22 protein-coding genes and 2 pseudogenes are annotated in these 21,544 nt (G+C 71.4%); 17 read left to right on the top strand and 7 right to left on the bottom strand.

The genetic code is table 11. The features are described 5' to 3' along the window. Window positions 1-33: 33 nt before the first annotated feature. On the bottom strand, window positions 34-2,145 hold the full coding sequence (locus ACFQ7Q_RS26900) for a BTAD domain-containing putative transcriptional regulator (RefSeq protein ID WP_383559495.1): 2,112 nt from the start codon (window positions 2,143-2,145) through the stop codon (window positions 34-36). Window positions 2,146-2,759: 614 nt separating this feature from the next. Further along, window positions 2,760-2,930, bottom strand: a complete 171-nt coding sequence (locus ACFQ7Q_RS26895) for a thiazolylpeptide-type bacteriocin (protein WP_376431800.1) — start codon at window positions 2,928-2,930, stop codon at window positions 2,760-2,762. A 205-nt stretch (window positions 2,931-3,135) separates the two neighbouring features. Here ACFQ7Q_RS26895 and ACFQ7Q_RS26890 point away from each other — a divergent pair, with 205 nt between their 5' ends. Both ACFQ7Q_RS26890 and ACFQ7Q_RS26885 read left to right on the top strand, forming a co-directional pair. Next, window positions 3,136-3,555: a DUF2255 family protein gene (locus ACFQ7Q_RS26890; protein WP_383559494.1), complete on the top strand. Its 420-nt coding sequence runs from the start codon at window positions 3,136-3,138 to the stop codon at window positions 3,553-3,555. A gap of 112 nt (window positions 3,556-3,667) precedes the next feature. Then, on the top strand, window positions 3,668-4,285 hold the full coding sequence (locus ACFQ7Q_RS26885) for a DUF1707 domain-containing protein (RefSeq protein ID WP_383559493.1): 618 nt from the start codon (window positions 3,668-3,670) through the stop codon (window positions 4,283-4,285). Window positions 4,286-4,294: 9 nt separating this feature from the next. On the opposite strand, the pseudogene ACFQ7Q_RS26880 reads toward ACFQ7Q_RS26885, so the two are convergent. Next, window positions 4,295-4,853, bottom strand: a pseudogene (locus ACFQ7Q_RS26880) (IS701 family transposase); the annotation flags it as partial. 172 nt (window positions 4,854-5,025) lie between these two features. On the opposite strand from ACFQ7Q_RS26880, the gene ACFQ7Q_RS26875 reads away from it, so the two are divergent. Beyond that, window positions 5,026-5,517: an SRPBCC domain-containing protein gene (locus ACFQ7Q_RS26875; RefSeq protein ID WP_383290224.1), complete on the top strand. Its 492-nt coding sequence runs from the start codon at window positions 5,026-5,028 to the stop codon at window positions 5,515-5,517. 512 nt (window positions 5,518-6,029) lie between these two features. Here the strand turns inward: ACFQ7Q_RS26875 and ACFQ7Q_RS26870 are convergent. Continuing rightward, complete coding sequence (locus tag ACFQ7Q_RS26870) at window positions 6,030-6,266, bottom strand: hypothetical protein (protein ID WP_383559491.1); 237 nt, start codon at window positions 6,264-6,266, stop codon at window positions 6,030-6,032. A 206-nt stretch (window positions 6,267-6,472) separates the two neighbouring features. Between ACFQ7Q_RS26870 and ACFQ7Q_RS26865 the strand changes: the two genes are divergently transcribed. The 6 genes and pseudogenes from ACFQ7Q_RS26865 (at window position 6,473) to ACFQ7Q_RS26840 (ending at window position 9,846) form a co-directional block, all read left to right on the top strand. Continuing rightward, a complete protein-coding gene (locus tag ACFQ7Q_RS26865; RefSeq protein WP_383559489.1) occupies window positions 6,473-7,027 on the top strand; it encodes a hypothetical protein in 555 nt (184 codons plus the stop codon). Between the two features lie 259 nt (window positions 7,028-7,286). Then, window positions 7,287-7,487: pseudogene (locus ACFQ7Q_RS26860) on the top strand (transposase family protein); the annotation flags it as partial. Window positions 7,488-7,735: 248 nt separating this feature from the next. After that, the gene (locus ACFQ7Q_RS26855) at window positions 7,736-7,972 is read left to right on the top strand and encodes a hypothetical protein (protein WP_383559487.1); all 237 of its coding nucleotides are present in this window, start codon (window positions 7,736-7,738) and stop codon (window positions 7,970-7,972) included. Further along, window positions 7,912-8,352: an ISAs1 family transposase gene (locus ACFQ7Q_RS26850; protein WP_383559486.1), complete on the top strand. Its 441-nt coding sequence runs from the start codon at window positions 7,912-7,914 to the stop codon at window positions 8,350-8,352. The genes ACFQ7Q_RS26855 and ACFQ7Q_RS26850 overlap by 61 nt, the downstream gene beginning before the upstream one ends. 241 nt (window positions 8,353-8,593) lie before the next feature. Beyond that, the gene (locus tag ACFQ7Q_RS26845) at window positions 8,594-9,001 is read left to right on the top strand and encodes a hypothetical protein (protein WP_383559484.1); all 408 of its coding nucleotides are present in this window, start codon (window positions 8,594-8,596) and stop codon (window positions 8,999-9,001) included. 32 nt (window positions 9,002-9,033) lie between these two features. Next, complete coding sequence (locus ACFQ7Q_RS26840) at window positions 9,034-9,846, top strand: hypothetical protein (RefSeq protein ID WP_383559482.1); 813 nt, start codon at window positions 9,034-9,036, stop codon at window positions 9,844-9,846. 314 nt (window positions 9,847-10,160) lie between these two features. Here ACFQ7Q_RS26840 and ACFQ7Q_RS26835 read toward each other — a convergent pair whose 3' ends face one another. Further along, window positions 10,161-10,826 (bottom strand): hypothetical protein, encoded by a 666-nt coding sequence (locus tag ACFQ7Q_RS26835; RefSeq protein WP_383559480.1) that lies wholly within the window; start codon window positions 10,824-10,826, stop codon window positions 10,161-10,163. A 150-nt stretch (window positions 10,827-10,976) separates the two neighbouring features. Between ACFQ7Q_RS26835 and ACFQ7Q_RS26830 the strand changes: the two genes are divergently transcribed. Further along, window positions 10,977-11,519: a prolyl-tRNA synthetase associated domain-containing protein gene (locus ACFQ7Q_RS26830; RefSeq protein WP_383559478.1), complete on the top strand. Its 543-nt coding sequence runs from the start codon at window positions 10,977-10,979 to the stop codon at window positions 11,517-11,519. Between the two features lie 47 nt (window positions 11,520-11,566). Here ACFQ7Q_RS26830 and ACFQ7Q_RS26825 read toward each other — a convergent pair whose 3' ends face one another. Beyond that, window positions 11,567-12,613, bottom strand: a complete 1,047-nt coding sequence (locus tag ACFQ7Q_RS26825; RefSeq protein ID WP_383559476.1) for a pentapeptide repeat-containing protein — start codon at window positions 12,611-12,613, stop codon at window positions 11,567-11,569. Window positions 12,614-13,179: 566 nt separating this feature from the next. Here ACFQ7Q_RS26825 and ACFQ7Q_RS26820 point away from each other — a divergent pair. The 5 genes from ACFQ7Q_RS26820 to ACFQ7Q_RS26800 all read left to right on the top strand — a co-directional run bounded on the left by ACFQ7Q_RS26820 (window position 13,180) and on the right by ACFQ7Q_RS26800 (window position 17,615). Beyond that, on the top strand, window positions 13,180-13,593 hold the full coding sequence (locus ACFQ7Q_RS26820) for a hypothetical protein (RefSeq protein WP_383559474.1): 414 nt from the start codon (window positions 13,180-13,182) through the stop codon (window positions 13,591-13,593). Further along, the gene (locus ACFQ7Q_RS26815; protein WP_383559473.1) at window positions 13,590-14,228 is read left to right on the top strand and encodes a DNA polymerase ligase N-terminal domain-containing protein; all 639 of its coding nucleotides are present in this window, start codon (window positions 13,590-13,592) and stop codon (window positions 14,226-14,228) included. The genes ACFQ7Q_RS26820 and ACFQ7Q_RS26815 overlap by 4 nt, the downstream gene beginning before the upstream one ends. A gap of 43 nt (window positions 14,229-14,271) precedes the next feature. Beyond that, window positions 14,272-15,177: a non-homologous end-joining DNA ligase gene (gene ligD, locus ACFQ7Q_RS26810; RefSeq protein ID WP_383559471.1), complete on the top strand. Its 906-nt coding sequence runs from the start codon at window positions 14,272-14,274 to the stop codon at window positions 15,175-15,177. A gap of 345 nt (window positions 15,178-15,522) precedes the next feature. Continuing rightward, entirely contained in the window at window positions 15,523-16,326 is an 804-nt protein-coding gene (locus ACFQ7Q_RS26805) for a VOC family protein (RefSeq protein WP_383559470.1), read from the top strand. Between the two features lie 413 nt (window positions 16,327-16,739). Beyond that, window positions 16,740-17,615, top strand: a complete 876-nt coding sequence (locus ACFQ7Q_RS26800) for an RICIN domain-containing protein (protein WP_383559469.1) — start codon at window positions 16,740-16,742, stop codon at window positions 17,613-17,615. Between the two features lie 34 nt (window positions 17,616-17,649). Here ACFQ7Q_RS26800 and ACFQ7Q_RS26795 read toward each other — a convergent pair whose 3' ends face one another. Then, window positions 17,650-18,999: a family 43 glycosylhydrolase gene (locus tag ACFQ7Q_RS26795; RefSeq protein ID WP_383559467.1), complete on the bottom strand. Its 1,350-nt coding sequence runs from the start codon at window positions 18,997-18,999 to the stop codon at window positions 17,650-17,652. Between the two features lie 838 nt (window positions 19,000-19,837). Here ACFQ7Q_RS26795 and ACFQ7Q_RS26790 point away from each other — a divergent pair. Both ACFQ7Q_RS26790 and ACFQ7Q_RS26785 read left to right on the top strand, forming a co-directional pair. After that, a complete protein-coding gene (locus tag ACFQ7Q_RS26790) occupies window positions 19,838-20,788 on the top strand; it encodes a hypothetical protein (protein WP_383559464.1) in 951 nt (316 codons plus the stop codon). Window positions 20,789-21,036: 248 nt separating this feature from the next. Next, window positions 21,037-21,507 carry a peptidase inhibitor family I36 protein gene (locus tag ACFQ7Q_RS26785; RefSeq protein ID WP_383559462.1) on the top strand — a complete coding sequence of 157 codons (471 nt, stop codon included), beginning with the start codon at window positions 21,037-21,039 and terminating at the stop codon, window positions 21,505-21,507. Window positions 21,508-21,544: the final 37 nt, after the last annotated feature.

Below are 21,544 nucleotides of genomic sequence, written 5' to 3'. Positions count from 1 at the left end.
ACGGGGCCGCTTCGCACGGAGCCGGGCGGAGCCTCAGGTGGCTCCGGACGGGAGAGCGCGCCGGGCCGCGGCGACGACGGCCTGCGGGGTGCCGCCGGGGCGGGTGGCGGCCCTGTGGAGCGCGTGGGCGCGGAACAGCGCGTTCATACGGAGGGTCCCGGGCTCGTCCTCTTCGAGGAGTCCGTTGTCGAGCAGCCGCTCGAGCAACTCCTCGGCGTCCGTCTCGGGTACGGAGAGGGTGGTGGCCACGGCGGGCGCGGTGAGCCGCCCGCTCAGTCGCGCCAGCCGCAGGTGCGCGTCGGCAAGGGGGGCGGGCAGCCGACGAAGAGCCTGGTCGAGGGCGAGCGGTACGGACATCCGGGGGTCGTCGGGCAGCGCCAGCCGGGCGGGCAGGTCCCGCCGCAGCCATGTGGCGTAGTCCGCCAGGGACATCTTGGGACGGGTCAGCAGCCGGGCCCCGACGATCCGCAAGGCCAGCGGCACGTGTCCGCACATGTCCGTGAGGGTGCGGGCGGCCGTGGTCTCGGACTCCACCCGCTCCTGTCCCAGGACGGTGGTGAGGAGTGCCGAGGACTCCTGCGCCGACAGGGCGCCGAGCTGGAGCACCGCCGGGCCGTGCGTGGCGACCAGGGCGGCCAGTCCCATACGGCTGGTGACGACGACGGCGCCCGCGGCGGTGACGTCGAGCAGTCCCCGTACCTGGTCCGGGTGCACGACATCGTCGAGTATCACCAGGCACGACCCGAGGGAGGCGCCGGTGGGGAGTACGGAGCGCAGTTCGGCGGCCGCGTCGTCGACGGGCCGTGGCGTGCCGTCGGGTCCGCTCAGTGACAGCAACACGCCACCTGCGGGGTAACGGTCGGCCACCAGGTGCGCGGCATGCAGGGCCAGCGCGGTCTTGCCCATGCCGGGGCCGCCGGAGATGACGGCCGACACCGGCGCGGCGTTCGTCAGCTCGTCCGGCCGGCCGCCTCCGCTCAGGTGGCGCACCAGGTCGGCGGTCTCGCGGATGCGGCCGGTGAAGCCGGGGACGTGGGGTAACCGGGGACCCGGCGCGCGGGCGGACCGGTGCGCGCCGCCGAGCGGGTGGGGCGCGGGCGGGGACGGGAGGCCCGGTCCGTGGGACTCGGCGTGGGACGGGTGTCCAGGCTCGTGGGGCTCGCGCGGGGACAGACGGCCGGGCCGGTGGGACTCGGGCGGGGACAGGCGATCCGGCCCGTGGGACTCGGCGTGGGACGGGCGGCCGGGCCCGCGGGGCTCGGCCGGGGCGGTGCGTCCTCCGTGCTGCGGGCCCGGGTCGCCGGTCGTGGCGTCGGTCGTGACGTCGGTCGTGACGTCGGCCGTGGCGTCGCTCTTCGCCGGGGCCGTACGCGATGTCAGCGCCGGTGTGGTGGGCTCCAGGGCCGGGCCCATGGGTTCGTCACCGCGCAGGATGGACAATTCCAGTTTCTGCAGTTCCGCGCCCGGGTCGACGCCGAGTTCGTCCCGGAGGTGCGTCCTGATCCTTCGGTACTCGGCCAGCGCCTCGTTCTGCCGCCCCACCCGGTAGAGCGCGCGCATCAGCTGGGCGGCGAGTCCTTCGTGCTGGGGATGGGCCCTGGTGGCCTCCCAGAGGTCCACCAGGACCTCGCGACATCGCCCCTGGTCCAGCTGGATCTCGCAGACGCGTTCCAGGACGCGCAGCCGCTCCTCGACCAGCCGGGGCACCTCGTCGCGATGCAGGAGCTCGGAGGGGACGTTGGTGAGCAGGGGCCCGCGCCACAGGCCGAGCGCCGTGCGCAGCAGGGGGAGTTCGGACTCTCCGGCGCCGTCCGCCTCGGTGGTCAGACGACGGAAGTGCAGCAGGTCCAGGGTGTCGCCGTCGGCCGGGAGGAGGTAGCCCCCGGCGACCGCGACCACCGCCTGCGCCTCTATGTCGTACTTCGCGAAGAGGCGGCGCAATCGCAGGACGCAGCTCTGTAACGCCGCCTTCGCCGTCGCCGGCTGCTCCTCGCCCCAGACGGCCTGCCGGAGCCGGGACGTCGGAACCACCTCACCGGGCCGGACCAGCAGCGCCGCCAGTAACGACGTCGGCTTGGCGGGCGGAAGGACGACCACGTCACGCCCGTCGGTGATGCTGAGCGGACCGAGCAACTGGAAACGCACGAGTACCCCCGTTGACCGTCGAACACCTGCCGAACCGGCGGTCGACCGGCACTTCAGGGAAATACGTCCTGGCGCCACGGAGCATGTGTGAAGGCGGCTTCACCAAACATTCGGTCGTGTGGCAGTGGTGAGTGTCTACTGGCGTAGATCGCCGGTCAAGGGGGGCTGCGAAGGAGCGCGAGAGAGAGACTCCGGAGTCGCCGCAGCAGCGTCACTGGTGACGGGCCTGTCGGGGTCGCACGACGAACTGCCTTTCCCTGAAGGCAAGTTGGCGATGCCGCGGCGTTCCCCGAGCGTTGTCGCGGTCTTCACGCCGGCCCGGCCGACCGGAGACGGGAGGCACGCTGCCGACCCAGCCGGGCGGAGACGGAAGGCACGCCGCCGACCCCACCGGGCGGAGACGGAAGGCACGCCGCCGACCCCACCGGGCGGAGACGGGAGGCGCACTCTCGACCCCGCCGGGCGGGTACGCGAGGCACGCCGCCGACCCCGTCGGCCGAAGACCGCGAGGCGCACTTCCGAAGCGGGTCGCGCGGGCACGCGAAACGCCCGCCCGGCGCCCGTCTCCCGATGGGAGAGGGCACCGACCGGGCGGGATCGCACCGCCTCCGAGGTCAGGCGGAGCAGGAGGTGGTGCTGCAGGTGGAGCTGGAGGTCGAGGTGGAGCTGGTGCTCGTGCAACCGGCCAGCACGACCTCGCTGGCGTCCGAGTAGTCGGAGATCTCGAAGGTCTCGGCCTCGAGCTTGAGGATCTCGTCCGCGAGGGTGCTCAGGTCGTTGTTCATGGTGCCTCCCGATGGGTGAGGGCGCGGATCGCCATGACCGGCGACCTCGTGGGCACCGGTGCGGGACCATTCCAGCGACCCCCGCTCACCGTTCGGCACGCCTCCCGCTGGCATCCCGCTGGCACGGCGCGCCAGCGGACGATCCTGGGCGCGGCCGGTTCACCCGCGGTCCCCCGACGAGCGCCTCCACGGCCGCGCGGGCAGAGTGGCGATCACGGAACAGGACGACGACACCGACACCCGGGAGACCGCCATGACGGAGTGGACCGATGCCGAACTCGACCGCATCGGGGCGACCGAGGAGATCGACCTCGAATCGGAGCGCGGCGACGGAACGCTGCGCGACCCCGTCACCATGTGGATGGTGCGGGACGGCGACGATGTCTTCGTACGGTCGGTGAAGGGCCGCGAAGGCCCGTGGTTCCGCGGCGCCCAGACCCGTCACCAGGGACGCGTCCGCGCGGGCGGCATCACCAAGGACGTGACGTTCGAGGACGCCGACCCGGCCGTGTACGACCGCGTCGACGCGGCCTACCGGGAGAAGTACGGCCGCTACACGGGCATCGTCGACACGGTCCTGACCCCGCAGTCCCGCGCGGCCACCCTCCAGCTCGTCCCCCGCTGAGCGGATCGGCCCAGGAGGACGTGGCGCGGTGGGGCATGGTCGGCTGCCTGGGACGTGATCGAGATGTGCGGTCCCAGCCCGCTCGACCCCCCGGCGGCCTATCGTTGCGGCCATGACTGCCCAGCCTCCGGAGCCCTCTCCGCGCCCTGCTCGATCGGGAGAGCTCCGCGCCTCTCACGACGATCGGGAAGCAGTGGTGGAGCGGTTGCGCGACGCGGCAGCCGAGGGTCGAATCGATCTCGACGAGCTGGACTCACGCCTGGGGCAGGCGCTACAGGCCAAGACTCACGGCGAGTTGGCCGTCCTGACCGCCGACCTGCCGAGGCCGAACTCCCCTGAGCACCAGCCGCCGCTGGTACTCAAGGGCGGCATGTACGGCGCATCCCGAGGACCTGGGCGCTGGGAGGTTCCCGGGCACGTGATCGCTCACGGTGGCGTGGGGGGTGTGAAGGTCGACTTCACCCGGGTCGAGTGCCGCCTCGGGGAGCTCACGGTGGAGGCGTACGGGGAGACGTCCGGTGTCACGATCGTCATCCCCGACGGCTGGGCCGCGGACACCAGCGGCATGGATCCCGGCACCGGCGGCCTGAAGAACGAGACCACGCCCGCCCGGCTCCCCGGAACCCCGCTGATCCGGCTCACGGGGTCCGGCGGCATGGCAGGCGTCGTCATCCGCCACCCCAACCGCCGGGAGCAGCACAAGCTGCACACCAATCCGACGCAGGGCTAGGGCCTGTCAGTAGACCTCGTCGCCGGTTACCCAGCGCGCACCGACGCCGGCGTCCAGGGCAGGCGTGATCATCGCGGTGGCCGGGCCGGTTTGGTGGCGAACGCCACCTCGTCGGGTTTCCCGGCCGCCGGCGTCGGTCCGCATCGTCGGCCCAGGAGCGCGGGATGTACAACTCCCGATCGATTGCCGCGTGTCCGGCGGCAGTGGCGTAGACGATGTAGACGGCGACCTGGGAGTTCTCGATCCTGCCCGCGGTGCCGGTGTACTGGCGCTGCACGCCGACCGTGTGGGTGCCCTTTTCCAGATCGCCGGTCTCGTCGACGACCAGAACGGCGTCGGTGTCGCCGAGGTGCTCCACGACGTATTCGCGGACGTCGTCGCGGACTGCCTCAGCGTCCCACTTGGCCCGTGCCAGCAGATGCTGCAGGCCGTCCGGTGTGGCGTGCCCGGCATGCTCGGCGATGGTCCAGCAGTTCTTCCGCGGCAGGCCGGACAGCAGTCCCACAACGAGCGACCGTGCCCGGCGTCGGGGTTCGGTCCGCGTGAAACGGCCCGCGATCCGGCCCATAAGGGCATCGAACATGTCCCGCCAGCGAGCCAGGTCCACGCTATGGCCCGCGGCCAGCTCTTGATCTTCATTTGTCCACACAGCACGCGATGATCACCGGTGGCCGCACCTGTCCCCACACCGCCCCTGGCCAGCTAGATCGCGCTCTACGGCTGGGATACTTACGATAAGCATGGTGGTCAATCTCGGCGCCTTCGGTTGGAGGAGGTTCGCGATGACACACGATGGCGGGCTGAGGCTGCATCTGCAGCGTGTCCTCCGCGCACCGCGCTCGGTCGTATTCCGAGCGTTGACCGAACCGCAGGAACTGGCCAAGTGGTGGGGCCCTGACGGGTTCACCATCCCAAGTGTGGAAAGCGACCTTCGGCCAGGCGGTAGGTATCGGATCGCTATGCAGCCTCCGGAGGGCGATCTGTTCTACCTGGTGGGGGAATTCGTTGAGGTCGATCCTCTGGAACGCCTGTCCTACACCTTCCGATGGGAGGATCCCGATCCCGAGGACCGGGAGACGGTGGTGACGCTGTCGCTTCGCGATATCGGCGGTACACGGGCCGAGTTGGTCATCAGCCAGGGTGACTTCGCCACTGAGGGGCGCCAAGCTCTTCACGAGGAGGGCTGGACTCAGAGTCTCAACAAGCTGGAGGAGCTGGTGTCGTCGGCCTGAGATCTTTGCCGCGGGGAGGGGCCCTGACGGCGGCCGTACCTGTCTTCGCACCGGCCCTGAACAGCAAGAACGCGATCTACGGCTGGAGTACTAGGCCGCAGGCAGGCACATCGCCAGATCCGCTGCCAACCACGCGCAGCCTCACCCTGCGGCGAACAGGCCCTGACGAGCTGGTGCCTGGTTGGTGGTGGCACGTCGAAAGGTGCAGTTCGGCCCAGTGGTCACTGTGACTGGCGAAGCCCGAGGGTGGCGGTCTGCTGGCGTGAGAGCAGTCCGGCGACGGCCTGGATCGTGTCGCTCGTGTGCTCGCGGCGGCCGTGGTGGCGGGCAAGTGCTCGCGGATTCCAGTCCCGCCCGGTGTCGTTCGTGCCATAACGGACCCACCTCGGCCACGAGTTCGGCAATCACATCGGCCGACAGCCCTGTGATCGTCCGGTCATTGATGATCGCTGCAGGCGCCCCGTTCCCCACCGCCCGAACATGTTCAGGGATCAAGCTCCAGCCTCGCACCATCATCCATGCGCGGGCTCGTAGGTGAAGTCCCGTAAATCCGGGGGATATCGAACGGCCCTGCCGGGCAGGGATGGTGCGGTGGCGTAGTCGGAGCGTGACCGGTAGTGGTCGGCCGCGGCGGCGATGTTGGTCCAACCGGCCTGGCGCATCAGGCTGATGCCGAGGTTGCGCAGGGTGGCCATGGCGCGGGATGCGCTGCCGGTGCGGACCTTGGAAGCGTCCTCGGCGAATGTCACGTCTCTCACGTGGTGCAGGGCCTCCACGGACCAGTAGCCCTGCATGAGTTAGCCGCGGAACCATGAAGCCCCGCCTCCGCATCAACGTGACCCAGCTCACTCCTACGGACCGTCACGTTCAGGCTGGTCGGCTGGTCTGATCTTGTGTCGGGCGCGGCGTGAACGAGGAGGGCAACGATGGAAACTATGCAAGCGGGGGTACGGCGATGACGGGCTGCTGGGGCTGGGCGCACGTCCAGGAGGGGCGGGTCCAGTTCAGCAAACGGACCTACGCGACGGCCGCGCAGGCGCGCGACGGGCTCCAGGACCACTTGGACGTCCAGGACGGCGAGGACACCCGCGACGCCGCAACCCGCCTGCGAGCACTACCGGCCTGGCCCAACGACGTCTCCGTCCACGTCCCCGGCCGAAGCTGGTACGTCCAGGAGACCCACAAGGACATCCGCGTCTTCGCGGGCGACACCGTCCACACCTTCCGCCGCCCCGTCTCCACCGCCCAGCAGGCCCCAGCCGAAATGGCCGCAGAACGGGGGGCACCGAAGCCGCGGAAGTGGCGGGCAGCGGCCGTCGACGCCACCCCCGGCCAGATGCGCGTGCAGGTCTTCGGCTTCATCATTGGCGTCCTCGGCGGCGCCTCCATCCTCTTCTCCGACAGTACCCCCGAAGGCAACCGGCCCTGGGGCCTGCTCCTCATCGCGGTCGGGATCGCCCTGATGTTCAACCGGGCGATCTGGAAGAAGCTGAAAGGACCAAAGAACTAAGACCCGACACCGCTGCGTTCACGTTCTGCGGCGTGCTGTAAGCCCCCGGCGTAGGTACTCGACGTGGTCCTTGACCGTGTATGTCTGGGCCTGTTGGGGGGCGTCGGCGTTCGGTGCGTACTTACTCGACGGGTTCTTGCGGGCGCAGGCCTTGATCCTGTGTCGGCGGTGGGCGGGCAACAGGCAGGGCTGATGGATTCTCAGCTAGCGAGACAGGCCGGTTCGTCGGCTCTGGGACCCTGTTGGACGGTCTGCCGGGGTGGAAGCGGGAGACGCGACGCATCCCCGCCGGGTGCGCGGGCGCCGCTACCGCATCGGCGTGCTGCTTGCGCTGTGCCTGACGGCGGTGCTCGGCGGAGCCCGCTCCCTCGCGCAGATCTCCCGGTACGCAGCCGACGCCGACCCAGAGGTCCGTGCCGGACTCGGCCCCGCCCGCGCCACGCCCAACGCCTCCACGCTCGGGCGACTGCTGGCCCGCATCGACGGCGACGCCCTGGACGACGCCGTCTGCACCTGGCTCGCCCGCCACGCCGCCGATCCCGTCGAGGAGGACGAAGCCGTGGTCGGACTGTCGGTGCACGGCAAGGCGGTGCGCGGCTCGCGCACCGCGAGCAGGACGGCGATACACCTCCTGGCCGCTGCCCGCACGGCAGCCAGCCCGTTATCGCCCAGCGCCAAGTGGCGGCCAAGAGCAACGAGATCCCTGCCATGGCCGCACTGCTGGCCCGCTTCGACCTGCGCGGCGTGGTCGTCACCGCCGACGCGATGCACACCAAGCGCAAGACCGCGAAGAAGATCGTCGCCGGGGGCGGGCACTACCTCCCAGTCGCAAGGGCAACCAGAAGAAGCTGCGGCGGCAACTGCGCCGCCTGCCCTGGCGGCAGATGCCGCTGCTGGACCGTACCCGCACCGCCGGGCATGGACATCGCGAAGTCCGGCGGCTGAAGGTGTGCACCGTCGAAGCCGGGCTGTTGTTCCCGCACGCCGTCCAAGCCATCGAGATCAAGCGACGCCGCGTCAACACCAAGACCGGCAAGGCGCAGACGAAGACGGTCTACGCCGTCACCAGCCTCGCCCCCGACCAAGCCGAACCCGCCCGCCTAGCCGAACTCATTCGGGGCCACTGGTCCGTGGAGGCCCTGCACCACGTGAGAGACGTGACATTCACCGAGGACGCTTCCAAGGTCCGCACCGGCAGCGCACCCCGTGCCATGGCCACCCTGCGCAACCTCGCCATCGGCCTGATGCGCCAGGCCGGCTGGACCAACATCGCCGCCGCAGCCGACCACTACCGGTCACGCCCGACTACGCCACCGCACTCCTGAAGATCACCTGCTGAGAACGCATCAGCCCTGCCGCGCCGGGGCCGTCAAGGAACTGTTCCCGGGGCCGCGGTTCTCGCTCCGGCGCACGGCGGGGCGCGCGAAACGGTCCCGCCGGGGCCCGCCGCGCCGGGCCCGGACATGGCGCGGGGTGGGCCGGTGCCCCTACGATCGGCGCGGGAGCGTCGCCTTGTCGCCCGTCGGCGCCCCGGGACCGACCGACGGCGGCGGAGGAATGCGGACGATGACGGCCACCCCCTCTCTGGTCCTGCGCGGTGGCGAATCGGTTCTCCGCTTCGCGGGCGGGCCGGTGGCCCTGCGCCGCCCCGACAAGGAACACCACATCCCGCTGGCGGCGATCTCATTCGTCCACGCCGAGGGGCGGTCCGTCGCGATCGTGCTGACGGCGTCCGGTGCCGACGAGCCGACGATCTACCGGGCCGCCGATGTCGACGAGAGCGGGGCGCTCGCCTTCGCCGAGGCCGTCACCGCCGCCCTCCCCGACACCCCGGCGCCCGACGGCGCGGCACTCGTCACGACCCGCGCGCCCCGCGCCCCGGAGCCGCGCCGGACCCGCCGGCCGGGCATCGCGACGGCCCTCGCCGCCCTCCTCCCCCGGAAGGGCCGGACGGGCGGGGATCGAAGGGGCTGACCGGGACGGCACCCCGCTCTACGATCATGCCCATGTCGACCTCGATTTCCTCCCTCCCGGTACTCCGAGGCCGGGACGGTACCGTCCTGTCCGCCGAGGACATCGGACTGGTCCTCGACCTCCCGCGCGAACAGGTCACCTTCACCCCCGACGGGCTGGGCCGGATACGCGCCGAGGGCCGCTCGGTCCTGATCGAACTGCGGGCGAAGACCGGGGCGACGCCGCGCGTCCACCGCATCGACGACGTGGACGAGGCGGCGGCCACCGCCTTCGCCGACGGCGTCAACGCGATCCTGGCGAACCGGACGGACAGCGACGACGTCGACGGAGCCCCGTTCGCCGTGGTCCGCTCGCTCGCCCCCACCTGGCGGACGAGGTTCCACCGCCGGATCCTGCGGGGCACGCTGTGGCACCTGCTGGCGCTCGTCGTCATCTGCGTGGTGGCCGGCTCGCTGGGCAGGTGGGACCTGGTGCTCCTCACGGTCCCGATCGGCGGTATCGCCTGGCTCGGCCTGTGGCCGGGCCTGTACGGAGTGATCCGCGCGCGGCGGGAACGCTGGCTGTACCGGCACGGCGTCATGGTGCCGGCCACCCCGGCAACGATGTCCCGCGGGGCGTACATCTACCCGGACGCGACCGGGACGTACCACGGCTTCCTGCACGGCGAGGCCGGCCCCACGATCACCGTGGCCCACCCCCCGAACGACCCGGCGGACGTGCTGGTGCCGGCCTCGCCGTTCACGCACCTGGTGAACACCTACGCGGGTGCCGTCCTGGTCTTCTGCTGCGGCGCCATGATCGTCCTCCACGCCGTGATGGCGGTGGCCTTCCTCCTCGACGGCTGACCATGCACGAGCTCGTAAGGGCTGTCCCGCAACTGGCTGCGAGTCGCCTCGGACGCGGATACGCATGGTGCGGGCCGCTTGCCTACCCGGCAAGGGCGAGGTTGCGCATGGCGTAGGGCTGATCACGACGACGAGTGGGGTGTCGGTACGCCGCGACGAGCAGCGCCGGAGACGGTCGGCCCTTGCAGAGGACGTCCGCACACTCACGCCGTAGCAAGGTCGCCAGCTTGCCTAACTGGCGCGGCGGGCTCAGCCCGGTGAACGGGGCTATTCGGGAAGAGTCCGGCACCGTCATCACACCGGACATACCAAGGTCATTCCATGGGTTGCCCTGAGGGTCGGCCCGCCGTTTTCCCGCCGCTCAGAGGAGACTCCCACGTGGGATCATGCCGGGACCTTCTCTCCAGGTGGGCGAGCAGATGCTCCGCTGTGGTGGAGGCCGTCTCTTGCGGCGCGCCGGCCGCAGTCAGGGCGGCGGTGAGCCTTGTCGGGGCTGCCTCTGGCAGGTCCGGGTCCGTAAGGAGGGGAAGGAGCAGCAGCAGCCGGGCGGCTGTGTCCTGGACGCCTTCGGCCGCGGCGGAAGGGTTGTCGGCGATGCGGACCAGTTCGTGCCATGTCAGGCCGGTCCCCGAGAAATCTCCCTCCCGGCTGGCGATCCGCTGGGCGTGACTCCTGTCCGGATGGGTGAGGAGGTAGTCGGTGCCGTAGTCGTCGACCAGGTTGCGGTAGATCACCACAACTCCGGGACCGTCTTCGGCCGGCACCCGGAACGCCGGCCAGTGTTCGGGATCGAAGAGGACCTCGGACATGGCATCGGCATCGGCATCGGCGCCGTCATCGCCGAACCACTCCGGAGCCGGCCGCTCGGCACACGCCCCGTCACTGCACATCGCCGGAAGGTAGTTCGACCAGAAGCCCAGGCGGTCCAGCAGTGACTCGCCCGCCACCACCGGGCCGTCTTCATATCCCTTGATCAGCACCCTCGGATCCTGTCACCAGGCGTCCTGCGGTGATGTTCGCGGCCAGGGTGCCGACGCCCCAGGCCAGCAGGAATGGTGTCGCCGGCGTTGGTCACCAACAGGTCGGGACGGCCGTCGAGGTCGGCGTCCGCTGTGAACGAAGATGGCGGGATGACGATGCGCGACCCGGACCAGGCCGAAGCCGCGCTTACGGCGCGGTTGGACGAACTGGGTATTGCCTGGACGAGCGAGCGGCACGCTCCCGTGTTCACCGTCGAGCAGGCGCGGAGCGTGGGGACACGGCTCGGTGGCGCGGGTACGAAGAACCTCTTCCTTCGGGACCGCCGGAAACGGTTCTTCCTACTCGTGGCGGACGAGGACACCCCCGTCGACCTCAAGGCTCTGGCCACCGAGTGGGGCGTGCGCGGGCTCTCCTTCGCCCGCCCCGAGGCCCTCGCGGACGTCCTCGGCGTGACACCGGGAGCGGTGTCCCCGTTCGCCCTGATGGACGCCGCCCCTGGGACGATCCGGGTGGTCGTGGACGCCCGGCTGACCGAGCACAAGCTCCTGCTTCTCCATCCACTGCGCAACGACGCGACGACCGCGGTCTCCCCGGAAGGCCTACTCACCTTCCTCCGGGCCTGCGGTCACGAGCCCGAGGTCCGCCCTCTCGGCGCCCCCGGCCCGACGCAGGAACCGCACCTCACGGAGTAAGCCGCCCAGCGCGACCGGCACGTCACCGAGGACGGCCAGCGCCTTTCTCAGGGCTGTGCCGCCGGCAGCCCGCGAGTCTCACGCAACTTTGCTCCGCTGAGCTTCGCCCCCGTCAGCTTCGCGCCGGTCAGGTCCGCCCCCGTCAGGTCGGCACCCGTCAGGTCGGCACCCGTCAGGTCGGCACCGGTCAGGTTGGCATGGGCCAGATTGACCCCGGGCAAGTCGGCACCGGGCAGTTTCGCGTCCTCCAGTGTCGTCTGCTTCAGGTCCGCGCACTGGCGCTGGCTCTTGTCGGTCACGCCGGTGGCGGTGATATCCACGCAGAGCAGCGCGCCGGTGAGATCCGCCGAGTGCAGGTACGCGCCGGTGAGATCCGCGTAGAACAGCTGTGCCTCGCGGAGGTCCGCGTTGTCGAGAAGGGAATCCCGGAGATCCGAGTTGGCCATGGCCGCTCCGCGGAGATCCGCGTTCGAGAGGGCCGCTCCCCTGAAGGCAAGCCGGTACCCCTTCGCAATCCTAAATCTCAGCCCGCGTAGATCGGTGCGTTGCAGGTCGATCGTCAGCCCCAGGTCGCGGCCAGGAGGACGGTCCGCCAGCACGGTCATCGATGCTTGAACATCGGCCGGCAGCACGCGCTCTGTCGGTGCAGTCTCTTCCGCCTCGGCGCCCCCGCCGGGAAGAGGCGCATGCCGGCGCACATAGGCAGCCAGGACGGAGACAATCGGGAGGTGGTCACGGTCGGAGTCCTGCATGATGCGCTGCAGGGCGTAAATGCCTCCCAGGCGAACGTCCATGGATTCCGAACCCAGATTGGCGATCGCCGCGTTGAACCGGTTGGTGATCTGCCCCTGCTCGCTGATCCGTAGCTCTTTGCCGGCCTGCCCGACTTGCACCCAGGTGAAGAGCAGCGCCGCGACAGCAGCGAGCCCCGGCAAGCTCACCGCGGCAAGGCCGAACCACTCCAGCCGACTGCGGTGTACGGAACCGCTCGGATCGGTCCCGTGGCTCCGCTGCCGCCGACGCCTCTTTGCGGCCCGCCGATCCCTGATCCGCCGGATCCGCTCGCTGCCAATGGTTCCAGTCACCTTCACCATGGCACCCGCAGGCCAGCGGAACGGTACGCCGCCACACCGCCAAGACACGCGAACACGCGTCGGCCCTGAGCCGTGTGGAGCAGCTCGGACGATGACCAGCGTTGACCCTCCGCCGGCGCTTTGGCTGTGGCCCCGAAGTGCCGTTGCTGGTCGCCACATTCGCTCCAGGCGTACACCGCCCAGATGCGTGGCCCACCGACGGTGTTCTACTCCTCGGTTCAGGGCTCAGGTCGGGTGTACGGGGTCCGGTCGGTCGTCCTGCCGCCCCACGATGCCTGTTCGGGCGGCGCTGCCCTCTCGCGGATCCCCGGTGGTGGTCCCGCTGTGCATGGAGCGGGGCACCCCAGCGAGGTCGGCGCGTTGATCGTCGATCAATTCGAACGCCACCAGCCGCCGGTCCGGTGAAACCTCAGAAAGGCGCGGCCCATTCCGCCGTGGCAGTGATCGGCGATGACGTGGAAGCGGGCTCCCATGCACCGCCGCGGCCGTCCGGGGAGCCCACCCGGGCCACTGGGGTTAGCCGTGCGGTGGCCGGGCAGGCGCTTAGGGCCACGAAAGGAATCGTCATGCTTCTGATCGGAATCCTTCTGCTCGCCGCCGCCGGGGCCTTCACCGGGCTCGTCGTCGCCGAGAACCGTTCCGGTGGCCCCGACTACACCGTGACGATGTTCGACACCACCGTGGCCACCGTGAACACACTGGGCGCCTTCCTCGCCGGCATCGGCATGACCCTCGTCTTCTGCATCGCCCTGGCCCTGATCCTCGGCGGCTCGGCCCGCCGCCGGCGGCGGAGCGCCGCGGCCCCGCGCCACGCGGCCTCCCACGGGCCGGCAGCGACACCGCACGAGACGCGCACCGAGGCCCTGGCCGACGACGACCGAACCGGAATACGGGAGCGGGCCACCGGCCCCGAGAGCGACGCACCGGACAGCGGTACGGAGACGCGGCACGGCCGGCTGCGCCACCGCCTGTCGCCATGAAGGGCCTGGCGATGCCCGCGACGGCGCAGGACGCGCTGGCGCTCTACCGGAGCCGACGCGCGTTCTCCACGACCTCCGAGCCCGAGGGCGGCATCCACCCCGAGCCGTCCGACGGCGATCCCGCTTTCGTGGTCCAGATCCACGACGCTCGCAGCATGCACTTCGACTTCCGGCTGGAGGCGGACGGAGTACTGAAGTCCTGGGCGGTGCCCAAAGGTCCCTCGGGCAGGCCGCGCGACAAGCGTCTGGCCTCTCCGACCGAGGACCATCCCCTGGAGTACCGGACCTTCGAGGGCGTCATCCCCGAAGGCGAGTACGGCGCGGGCACGGTGATCGTCTGGGACGAGGGCACGTACCGCAATCTGACCACCGGGCGCGACGGCCGGGACATCCCCCTCGGCCAGGCCCTCGTACAGGGACACGCCTCGTTCCACCTGAACGGGCGCAAGCTGCACGGTGATTACGCTCTCACCCGGATCCGCGAGGACCGCGAGGGCGACCGGGAAGCCTGGCTCCTGGTCAAGCAGGCGGACCGGCGCGCCTCCTCGCACGGCGCCCCGGACCCTCGGCGCGCACGGTCGGCCCGTACCGGCCACACCTTGCGCCAGGTCGCGGCGGAAGCCGCGGCGCGGTGACCGACGACGGCGGGCCGGCGGGCCCCCGCGCCCGGAGGACGCGATGACGACCACGAAGACCCTCAGGGCGAGCGGCCGGACCGTCGAGATCAAACGGGCCGACAAGGAGATGTTCCCCGACGACGGCATCACCAAGGCGGACCTCGCGGAGTACTACCGCGCCGTCGCGAGACGCATGCTGCCGCAGCTGCGGGGCCGTCCGCTGATGCTCGAACGGCACCCGAAAGGCATCGCCGACGGCCGCTTCATGCAGAAGGACACCCCGGAGCACTTCCCGGACTGGATCCGCCGCGCCGAGCTGCCGAAGGAGGGCGGCACCGTCGCCTACCCGGTCTGCGACGACGTGGCCACGCTGCTCTACTTCGTCGACCAGGCATGCGTCACCCCGCACCGGTGGCTCTCCAGGGCGGACCGGCCGGACCACCCCGACCGGCTGGTCTTCGACCTCGACCCGTCCGGCGACGACTTCCAGCAGGTCAGGGAGGCGGCCGTGCTCGTGTACGGGCTCCTGGACGAGCTGGAACTGCCCTCGGCCCTGATGACCACCGGCTCCCGGGGCCTGCACGTGGTGGTCGCGCTCGACCGCCGCGCCGGCTTCGACGACGTCCGCGCGTTCGCCCGGGACACCGCCGAGGTCCTCGCCGAACGGCACCCCGACCGGCTCACCACCGCGGCCCGCAAACAGTCCCGCAAGGGCCGCCTCTACCTGGACGTCCAGCGCAACGCCTACGGCCAGACCTCCGTCGTCCCCTACACGGTCCGAGCCCTGCCCGGCGCACCGGTCGCCACCCCCATCAGCCGGATCGAACTGGACGATCCGCAGCTCACGTCGCGGCGGTGGACCCTGTCCACCATCGGGGAGCGGCTCGACGAGGACGACCCCTGGCAGGAGCCACTGCGTCGCGGCCGCTCCCTGGCAGCGGCCCGCCGAAGGCTCGCGAAGCTCTGACCGTGCGGAGCATCGGCGCACGCCGACCGCGATCGCGCCGCACAGCCGCGTCACCACCCTCCGCGCTGCCACGACACCACCCGCCCCACGGCGCCCCGCTCCAACCCCACACCGCCCCACCGCGCACCGCCTCAACTCCGCACCGCCGCGGTGCGCACCGCCCCACCCCCAGACCGCCGCGCACCGCCCCACCTCCGCGCCGCCCCAGCGCGCGCCGCGCACCGCCGCGCACCGCCTGCGCTTCGGCCGTCCGGAGGGCTCCTCGGGGAGCCGGTTGCGGTCGAGCGGCGCGGGGGCGCGGCCCGTGCCAGGCTGAGGTCAAATGGGCTACGAAAGGACATTTCCATGATCACTACCGACTTCGTTCCCGGCTCCCCCTGCTGGATCGACCTCGGCGCCCCCGACGTCCCGGCCGCCGCCGCCTTCTACGGCGCCGTACTGGGGTGGGACTACGAGTCCATGGGGGAAGGGGAGGACATGGAGGGCGGGATGTTCCGGAAGGACGGCAAGATCGTCGCCGGGCTCGGCAAGCTCACCGAGAAGGGCGCCCGCTCGGCTTGGATGATCTACTACGACGTCGCCGACGCGGATGCCACGACGCAGGCCGTCGAGCAGGCCGGCGGCACGGTGCGGGTGGCGCCGAGGGACCTCGACGAGTGGGGTCGGATGGCGCAGTACAACGATCCGCTGGGAGGCCAGTTCGCCGTCTGGCAGCCGGGATCGAACACGGGAGCCGAGCTCATGGACGAGCCGGGCTCACTGTCCTGGACCGAGCTCTACACGACCGACGCCGCGGCCGCCAAGGAGTTCTACGGCGGTGTCTTCGGCTGGCAGTTCGGTGACATGGAACTGCCGGGCGGCGGAGGGACGTACAGCCTCATCACCCCCGCCGGACTGCCCGAGGAGCGGATGCACGGCGGCCTCATGGAGATGCCCGCCGAGAACCTCGCGCTTGCCGACGGACGGCCGTACTGGCACCCGGTCTTCAACGTCACGGACTGCGACGCCGCCGTCGCCAGGGTCACCGAGAACGGCGGCACCGTCCAGATGGGGCCGGATGACGCGGAGGGCGTCGGGCGGCTGGCCGTCTGCGTCGACCCGGCCGGCGCGGACTTCGTCGTGCTGACCCCTTCGCCGAGCGATTCCTAGGAACGACCGCCCCGGACAGGCCGGTTCGCACGGGACGGAGCCGCGGACACCGCGAAGCTCCGTGCTGCTCCGTGGACCTTCACGGTCGTGGGCCTTCGTGGCCCAGTCGTGGCCCGTCGTTGGCTGTCGTGGGCCTTCGTGGCCCTGGTCGTGGGCCTTCATTGGCCTTCGTGGCTCGTCGTGGGCCTTCGTGGGCCTTCCCTTCGCGGCCCGTCGTGGATTCGGCGGGCCACCCGTCGCCCCGCGTCAACCGGCGGCCTCGGCGCCCCTCGGGAGAGTGTGTCCGTTTGCCGCCAAGATCCGCCGCACTCTAGGGTTCTGATGTGTTCTGACCTGCTGTGACACCATGTGCCCCTCCCGCGGGGCCGGTTGACCGCATCATCGTGTGCGGCCCGGAGAAGAAGGGCGCCATCGTGGCTGCCGACCGGCCTGAGAACGAGGATCCGGCCCGCGCGTTGGGCAGGGCGCTGCGCGAGCTGCAGCGGCGCTCCGGATGCACTCTGCGCTCCCTCGAGACGACTGTCCGCATCAGTGACTCGTCACTGTCCCGGTACTTTCGCGGCACCACCGTCCCTCCATGGGCGACGGTCCGCGACCTGTGCAAGGCCCTCGGCGGCGACCCGGCGGACTACCGGTCGCTCTGGGAGGCCGCCGACCGGAGCCAGCGCAGACCGGTACAGGTCACCAACCCGAAGGAAGCGAACGCGCCCGGTACCGGCGACGGCGCGCCGAACGGTGCCCGGTCCAAGGCCCTGCGGCGCCGCCTCCCCGCCTGGCGTGGGCGCACGATCTGGGCCCTGGCCGGCACCCTGCTCGGCCTGCTGCTCGGAGCCGTCGGCACCGCACTCGTACAGTCGCAGGCCCCCACACCCGGCGACGACGACGCTCCACCGTCCGCGCACGGCGCGTCCGCCTCCTCCGCCGCGTCGGACGTCCACCGGATCTTCGTGAGCCGCGCGACCGGGGCCTGCCTCGACGACAGCCTCGACATGGGCACCCGGTCCTACCCCTGCAACGGGATGTCGTACCAGCGCTGGACCGTCAGCACGACGGCGGACGGCAGCGTGCAGCTCAGGAACCATGCGACCGGAGAGTGTCTGGACCACCATCAGGGCGGGCTGCGCACCGTGCCCTGCGGACCGTCCGCGTCCCAGCGGTGGACCGTCAGCGCGGGGGACGACGAGGCGGTCGAGGTCAGGAACACCACGACCCGACGCTGCCTGGACGACAGCGCGGGAGGCGTCCAGGTGCTGGCATGCGACCGGACCACCCGCCAGAAGTGGGCCTGACGCCAGGCCCACTCGGCGTACTGCGGTGGCGGATCTACGCCACCTCGACCGCGTCCAGCTCCGTGTGGCGTTCCCCCTTCGAGAGGCGAACGGTGTTCCATCCGTCGCGCAGTTCCACCGGGACCTCGCGCACCTTCCACTCGTCCCAGCCCGTGTACGGGTAGTCGACGGCGCCGGCGGCCGCGCCGTTCACCGTCAGCGTGTGCGTCGCGGCCGCGGGTGCGCCCGAGGCGTCCAGCGAGCCGTTGCCGTACCGCACGGTCAGTGTGTGGGGCCCCGAGGAGGCGGCGAAGACCCGGAACTCCACGTAGCTGTCGGGGTGGTCGATGTATCCGACGGCCCGGCCGCCCCAGGCGTCCTTCGCGTCGCGGACGGTCGCCCGGTGCACACGGGCGAGCTCCGCCTCGTGGAGCACCTTGCTGCCGCGCACGACCGGCCGGCCGTCCGCGAATCCCACGTCGGCGACGTACAGCACCCGTCGTGAGCGGTCGGCGCCGTAGCCGTGGAAGAGGATCCGGTCCCTGCCGTCCGGGCCGGTCACGACGTCCTGACCGCCCGGCCCGCCCATGGCTCCCGAGAAGGACGTCGTGGTCATGAGCGGCAGATCCCCCTTCACGTACGGTCCCGTGAGGGAGTCGGCCGTCGCCCAGCCCGTGGTGTACGCGTCGGTGCGGTAGTCGCCGGCCGAGTACAGGAGTACGTAACGGCCGTCCCTCTTGACGAGTGTGGGCGCTTCGACGAGGCCGCCCTCCCAGAAGCGGTCCTGCTTGAACAGCCGGACCGGATCCCCGGTGACGCGGGTGCCGTCCCACGAGACGGACTGGATGTGGAGCCACGTGTCCTGCTCGCAGCAGTTCCCGTCGCTCTTCCACAGCAGATGACGGGCGCCGTTCTCGGTGTAGCTCGACGCGTCGATCGATCCGCCCTGCTCGGGTGTGCAGACCAGAGGGCCGTCGCCGGCCGGACGGAACGGTCCGTCGGGCGAGGAGGCCACGGCGGCGCCGATGCACTGGCGACCGCCCGCACGGTCCCGGGCCGTGTACTGGAGCGTGAACCCGTCGCCGTTGTCGAAGACTTCCGGCGCCCAGACGCGGCCCGGGGGATCGAGCGTGACCCACGCGCCGACCTGGGGCAGCACGTCCGTCGCGTCGACCGTCCAGTGGACGAGGTCGGTGGAGGTGGCGTGCCGGATGTTCCTGCCGTGGGCGTTGGTGGCGTAGGCGTGGTAGACGCCGCCGACCTTCACGACGTCCGGATCGGGGAAGTCCTGGTCGAGGACGGGGGTGGCCGGCGACGCGGGGATGGTCGGCGCATTGGTCGGCGAGGCAGGGGTCGCGGCGCCTGCGGGAATCGCGGCGAGGCAGGCGGCCGCTCCCAACGCCACGGCCGCGACGAACGCCCGACCGGACGATACGACCGCCGCCCGGGACGACACGAACCCCCGGCCGGACGACACGACCACCCGACCGGACGTTACAAACCCCCGGCCGGACGTCACGAGCCCCCCGCCGGACGACACGAACCCCCGGCCCAACGACACGACCGCCAAGCCGGATGTCACGAACCCCCGGTGAGGCGCGGCGGACCCCCCGTTCGGCGCCGCGGAGCTCCGGGGCTCGGCGTACCCACGGCGGGGCGCGGCCCGTACCCGGTCGATCAGGTCATGTGCTCGGCGGTGAAGTCCGCTTCCCCGCCCGTTCCGGTCGTACACGCGTCCGCTCCCTCGGCTCCGGTCGTACCGCGCTCGCGGACGACGTCATCGGCGCGACGCACCCCACGTCCTGGGCACCCGGGGCACACCACGAGAACGACACGGCCGCCGCCGCGTTGCGCGTGCGGCGAGGAGGGGCGAGACGGCGGCCGGAATTGACGGCCCCGACCGCTGTCCCGGCTCCACCCGCGTCCCGGGACAGGGGCGTCCTCGCAGGTCAACGGGGTGGGAATCCCGACTTCACCGAAGTACGCGGGACACGGTTGCGGGCCGCTTCTCGACCGGCACAGACTTTCGGTTGTCCGGCTGCGGCGCCGCTCGGCGGCAGCGCCTCGACCGGATGTCCGGCACCCCTGTACTCCCCCGCGCCCCGCGGCGGAGCCACGTGGACGCCGCACCTCTTCCCTACGCCGACGGCCGGTCGGCGCCCTTCCCGCGACACCTCGCCCCGCCGGGCGTCGGTCTCGTCGTACCACTCCCTCGACCACCTCAGGAGATCAGGAGATCCCCCATGCCCCGGAACAGCCATGCCCGCCGCTCTCTCATCGCCACCACCGTGGCGGTCACCGGCGCCGCGGTCGCACTCGTCGCCACGATGCTGACCGGTCTCGCCGAGCCGTCCGCAGGCGAGCGGCCTGCCGGCGAACGGGCATCACCGGTGCGGCTCGGCGGCAACGGCGTGGTCACCGAAGGCGACCGCCTCCTCCATGACGCGGAGCAGCGACTGCTGCGGGACTGCATGCGCCGGCACGGTTTCACGTACCGGGTCTTCCCGCTCGACGAGGATCCAGGAATCCGTGCCTTCCCGTACGTCCTCGACGACACGGCCTGGGCCCGACGGCACGGCTACGGGTCCGAGCTGCACCGCGAACGGGCGGCCCGCGCCGGAAGCGACCCGAACCGCACGTACTTCGCCGCCCTGTCGGCGGACCGGAAGGCCAAGGCACTGGTCGCCGCCAACGGGCCCTCGCCCGACGGCCTGACCGTGCGCCTCCCGGGTGGCGGCACCGTGCGGCGCAGCGACCGCGGCTGTGTCGCGGAGTCCCAGCAGCGGCTCTACGGAGACGTCGGTGCCTGGTTCCGCGCCTCGACCCGTGTGGAGGCCCTGCAGCAGATCCGCCGGAGTCGTGTGACGGCCGACGCCGGTTACGTGGAACGGCTCGGTGAATGGCGGAGCTGCATGGGGCGCGCCGGATACGAGTTCGTCGCTCCGGCCGCCGCCCGTGCCTCGGCGCTCTCCGCCGTACGCCCCCTCGGCAAGGACCGCGAGGTCGAGCTCGCCCTGGCCGAGGTTCGGTGCGCCGATGAGTCGGGGCTGGCCCGCACGGCCCGGAATCTCGACGACCACCACGGCAGGCTCCTGGCCCGCGAGTTCCGCGCGGACGTGGAGGCGCGGGACCGGCTGAGGGCCGCCGCGCTGCCTCGTGCCCGCCAGGCCCTCGGCGACAGCCCGCAGCGCTGACCGACCGGCACACGCGCCCCGTCCCCGAACCACCGGGCCTCGCCCGTCCCCGAACGACCACAACCACCGGCGCACGCGCCCGGCCGCGAACGACCACGCCCACCGGGCCTCCGCCCACCCCCGAACGACCACAACCACCGGGCCTCCGCCCGGCCCCTCGACTCCGCCGCGGGCCTCATGGCACCCGGCGGCCCAGCGGCCGCGCCGCACACGGCGGCACGGCCACCACCCGAGAACGGAGACACACCATGCGAACCACTCGCGCCCTCGTGACGGCACTCACCGTCGGAGCCCTCACCCTGCTGACCGCCCCGGGGGCCGACGCCCGCACCACCGAACCCGCCACGGCCGCACCCGTGTCCGTGACGGCGCCGGCCGCCGTCTCCCCGGCCGCCGTACCCGCCCCGGACGGCTTCCTGTACGCCTGGGAGCACCCCCACGCGGGCGGGTTCCACTGCAGGTGGAACTCGAACAACGCCAACTGGGCCGGCTGCCGCAACAAGGTCTCGGATGTCTGGAACAACGGATTCCCGGGCCGCGGCGAGGACGTCCGGCTCTTCTACGGCCTGAACTGGACCGGCTCCTGGGTCTGCCTCCACCAGGGCCACTCCCTCCCCGACCTCGGCCTCTCCGGCCTGCGGTTCTTCAGCCAGGGTGCGGGCAAGGGCCAGCTCGTGAATGACAACGTCTCGTCGCACGACTGGGTCGACGCCTGCTGAAGTCGCCCTCCCCCGCAGCCGGTTCGACGGGCCACCC

Source organism: Streptomyces sp. NPDC056527 (assembly GCF_042794475.1).
GTDB lineage: Bacteria > Actinomycetota > Actinomycetes > Streptomycetales > Streptomycetaceae > Streptomyces.
Note: the sequence above shows the minus strand (reverse complement) of the source record. Positions and strands in the feature narration are given on the sequence as shown.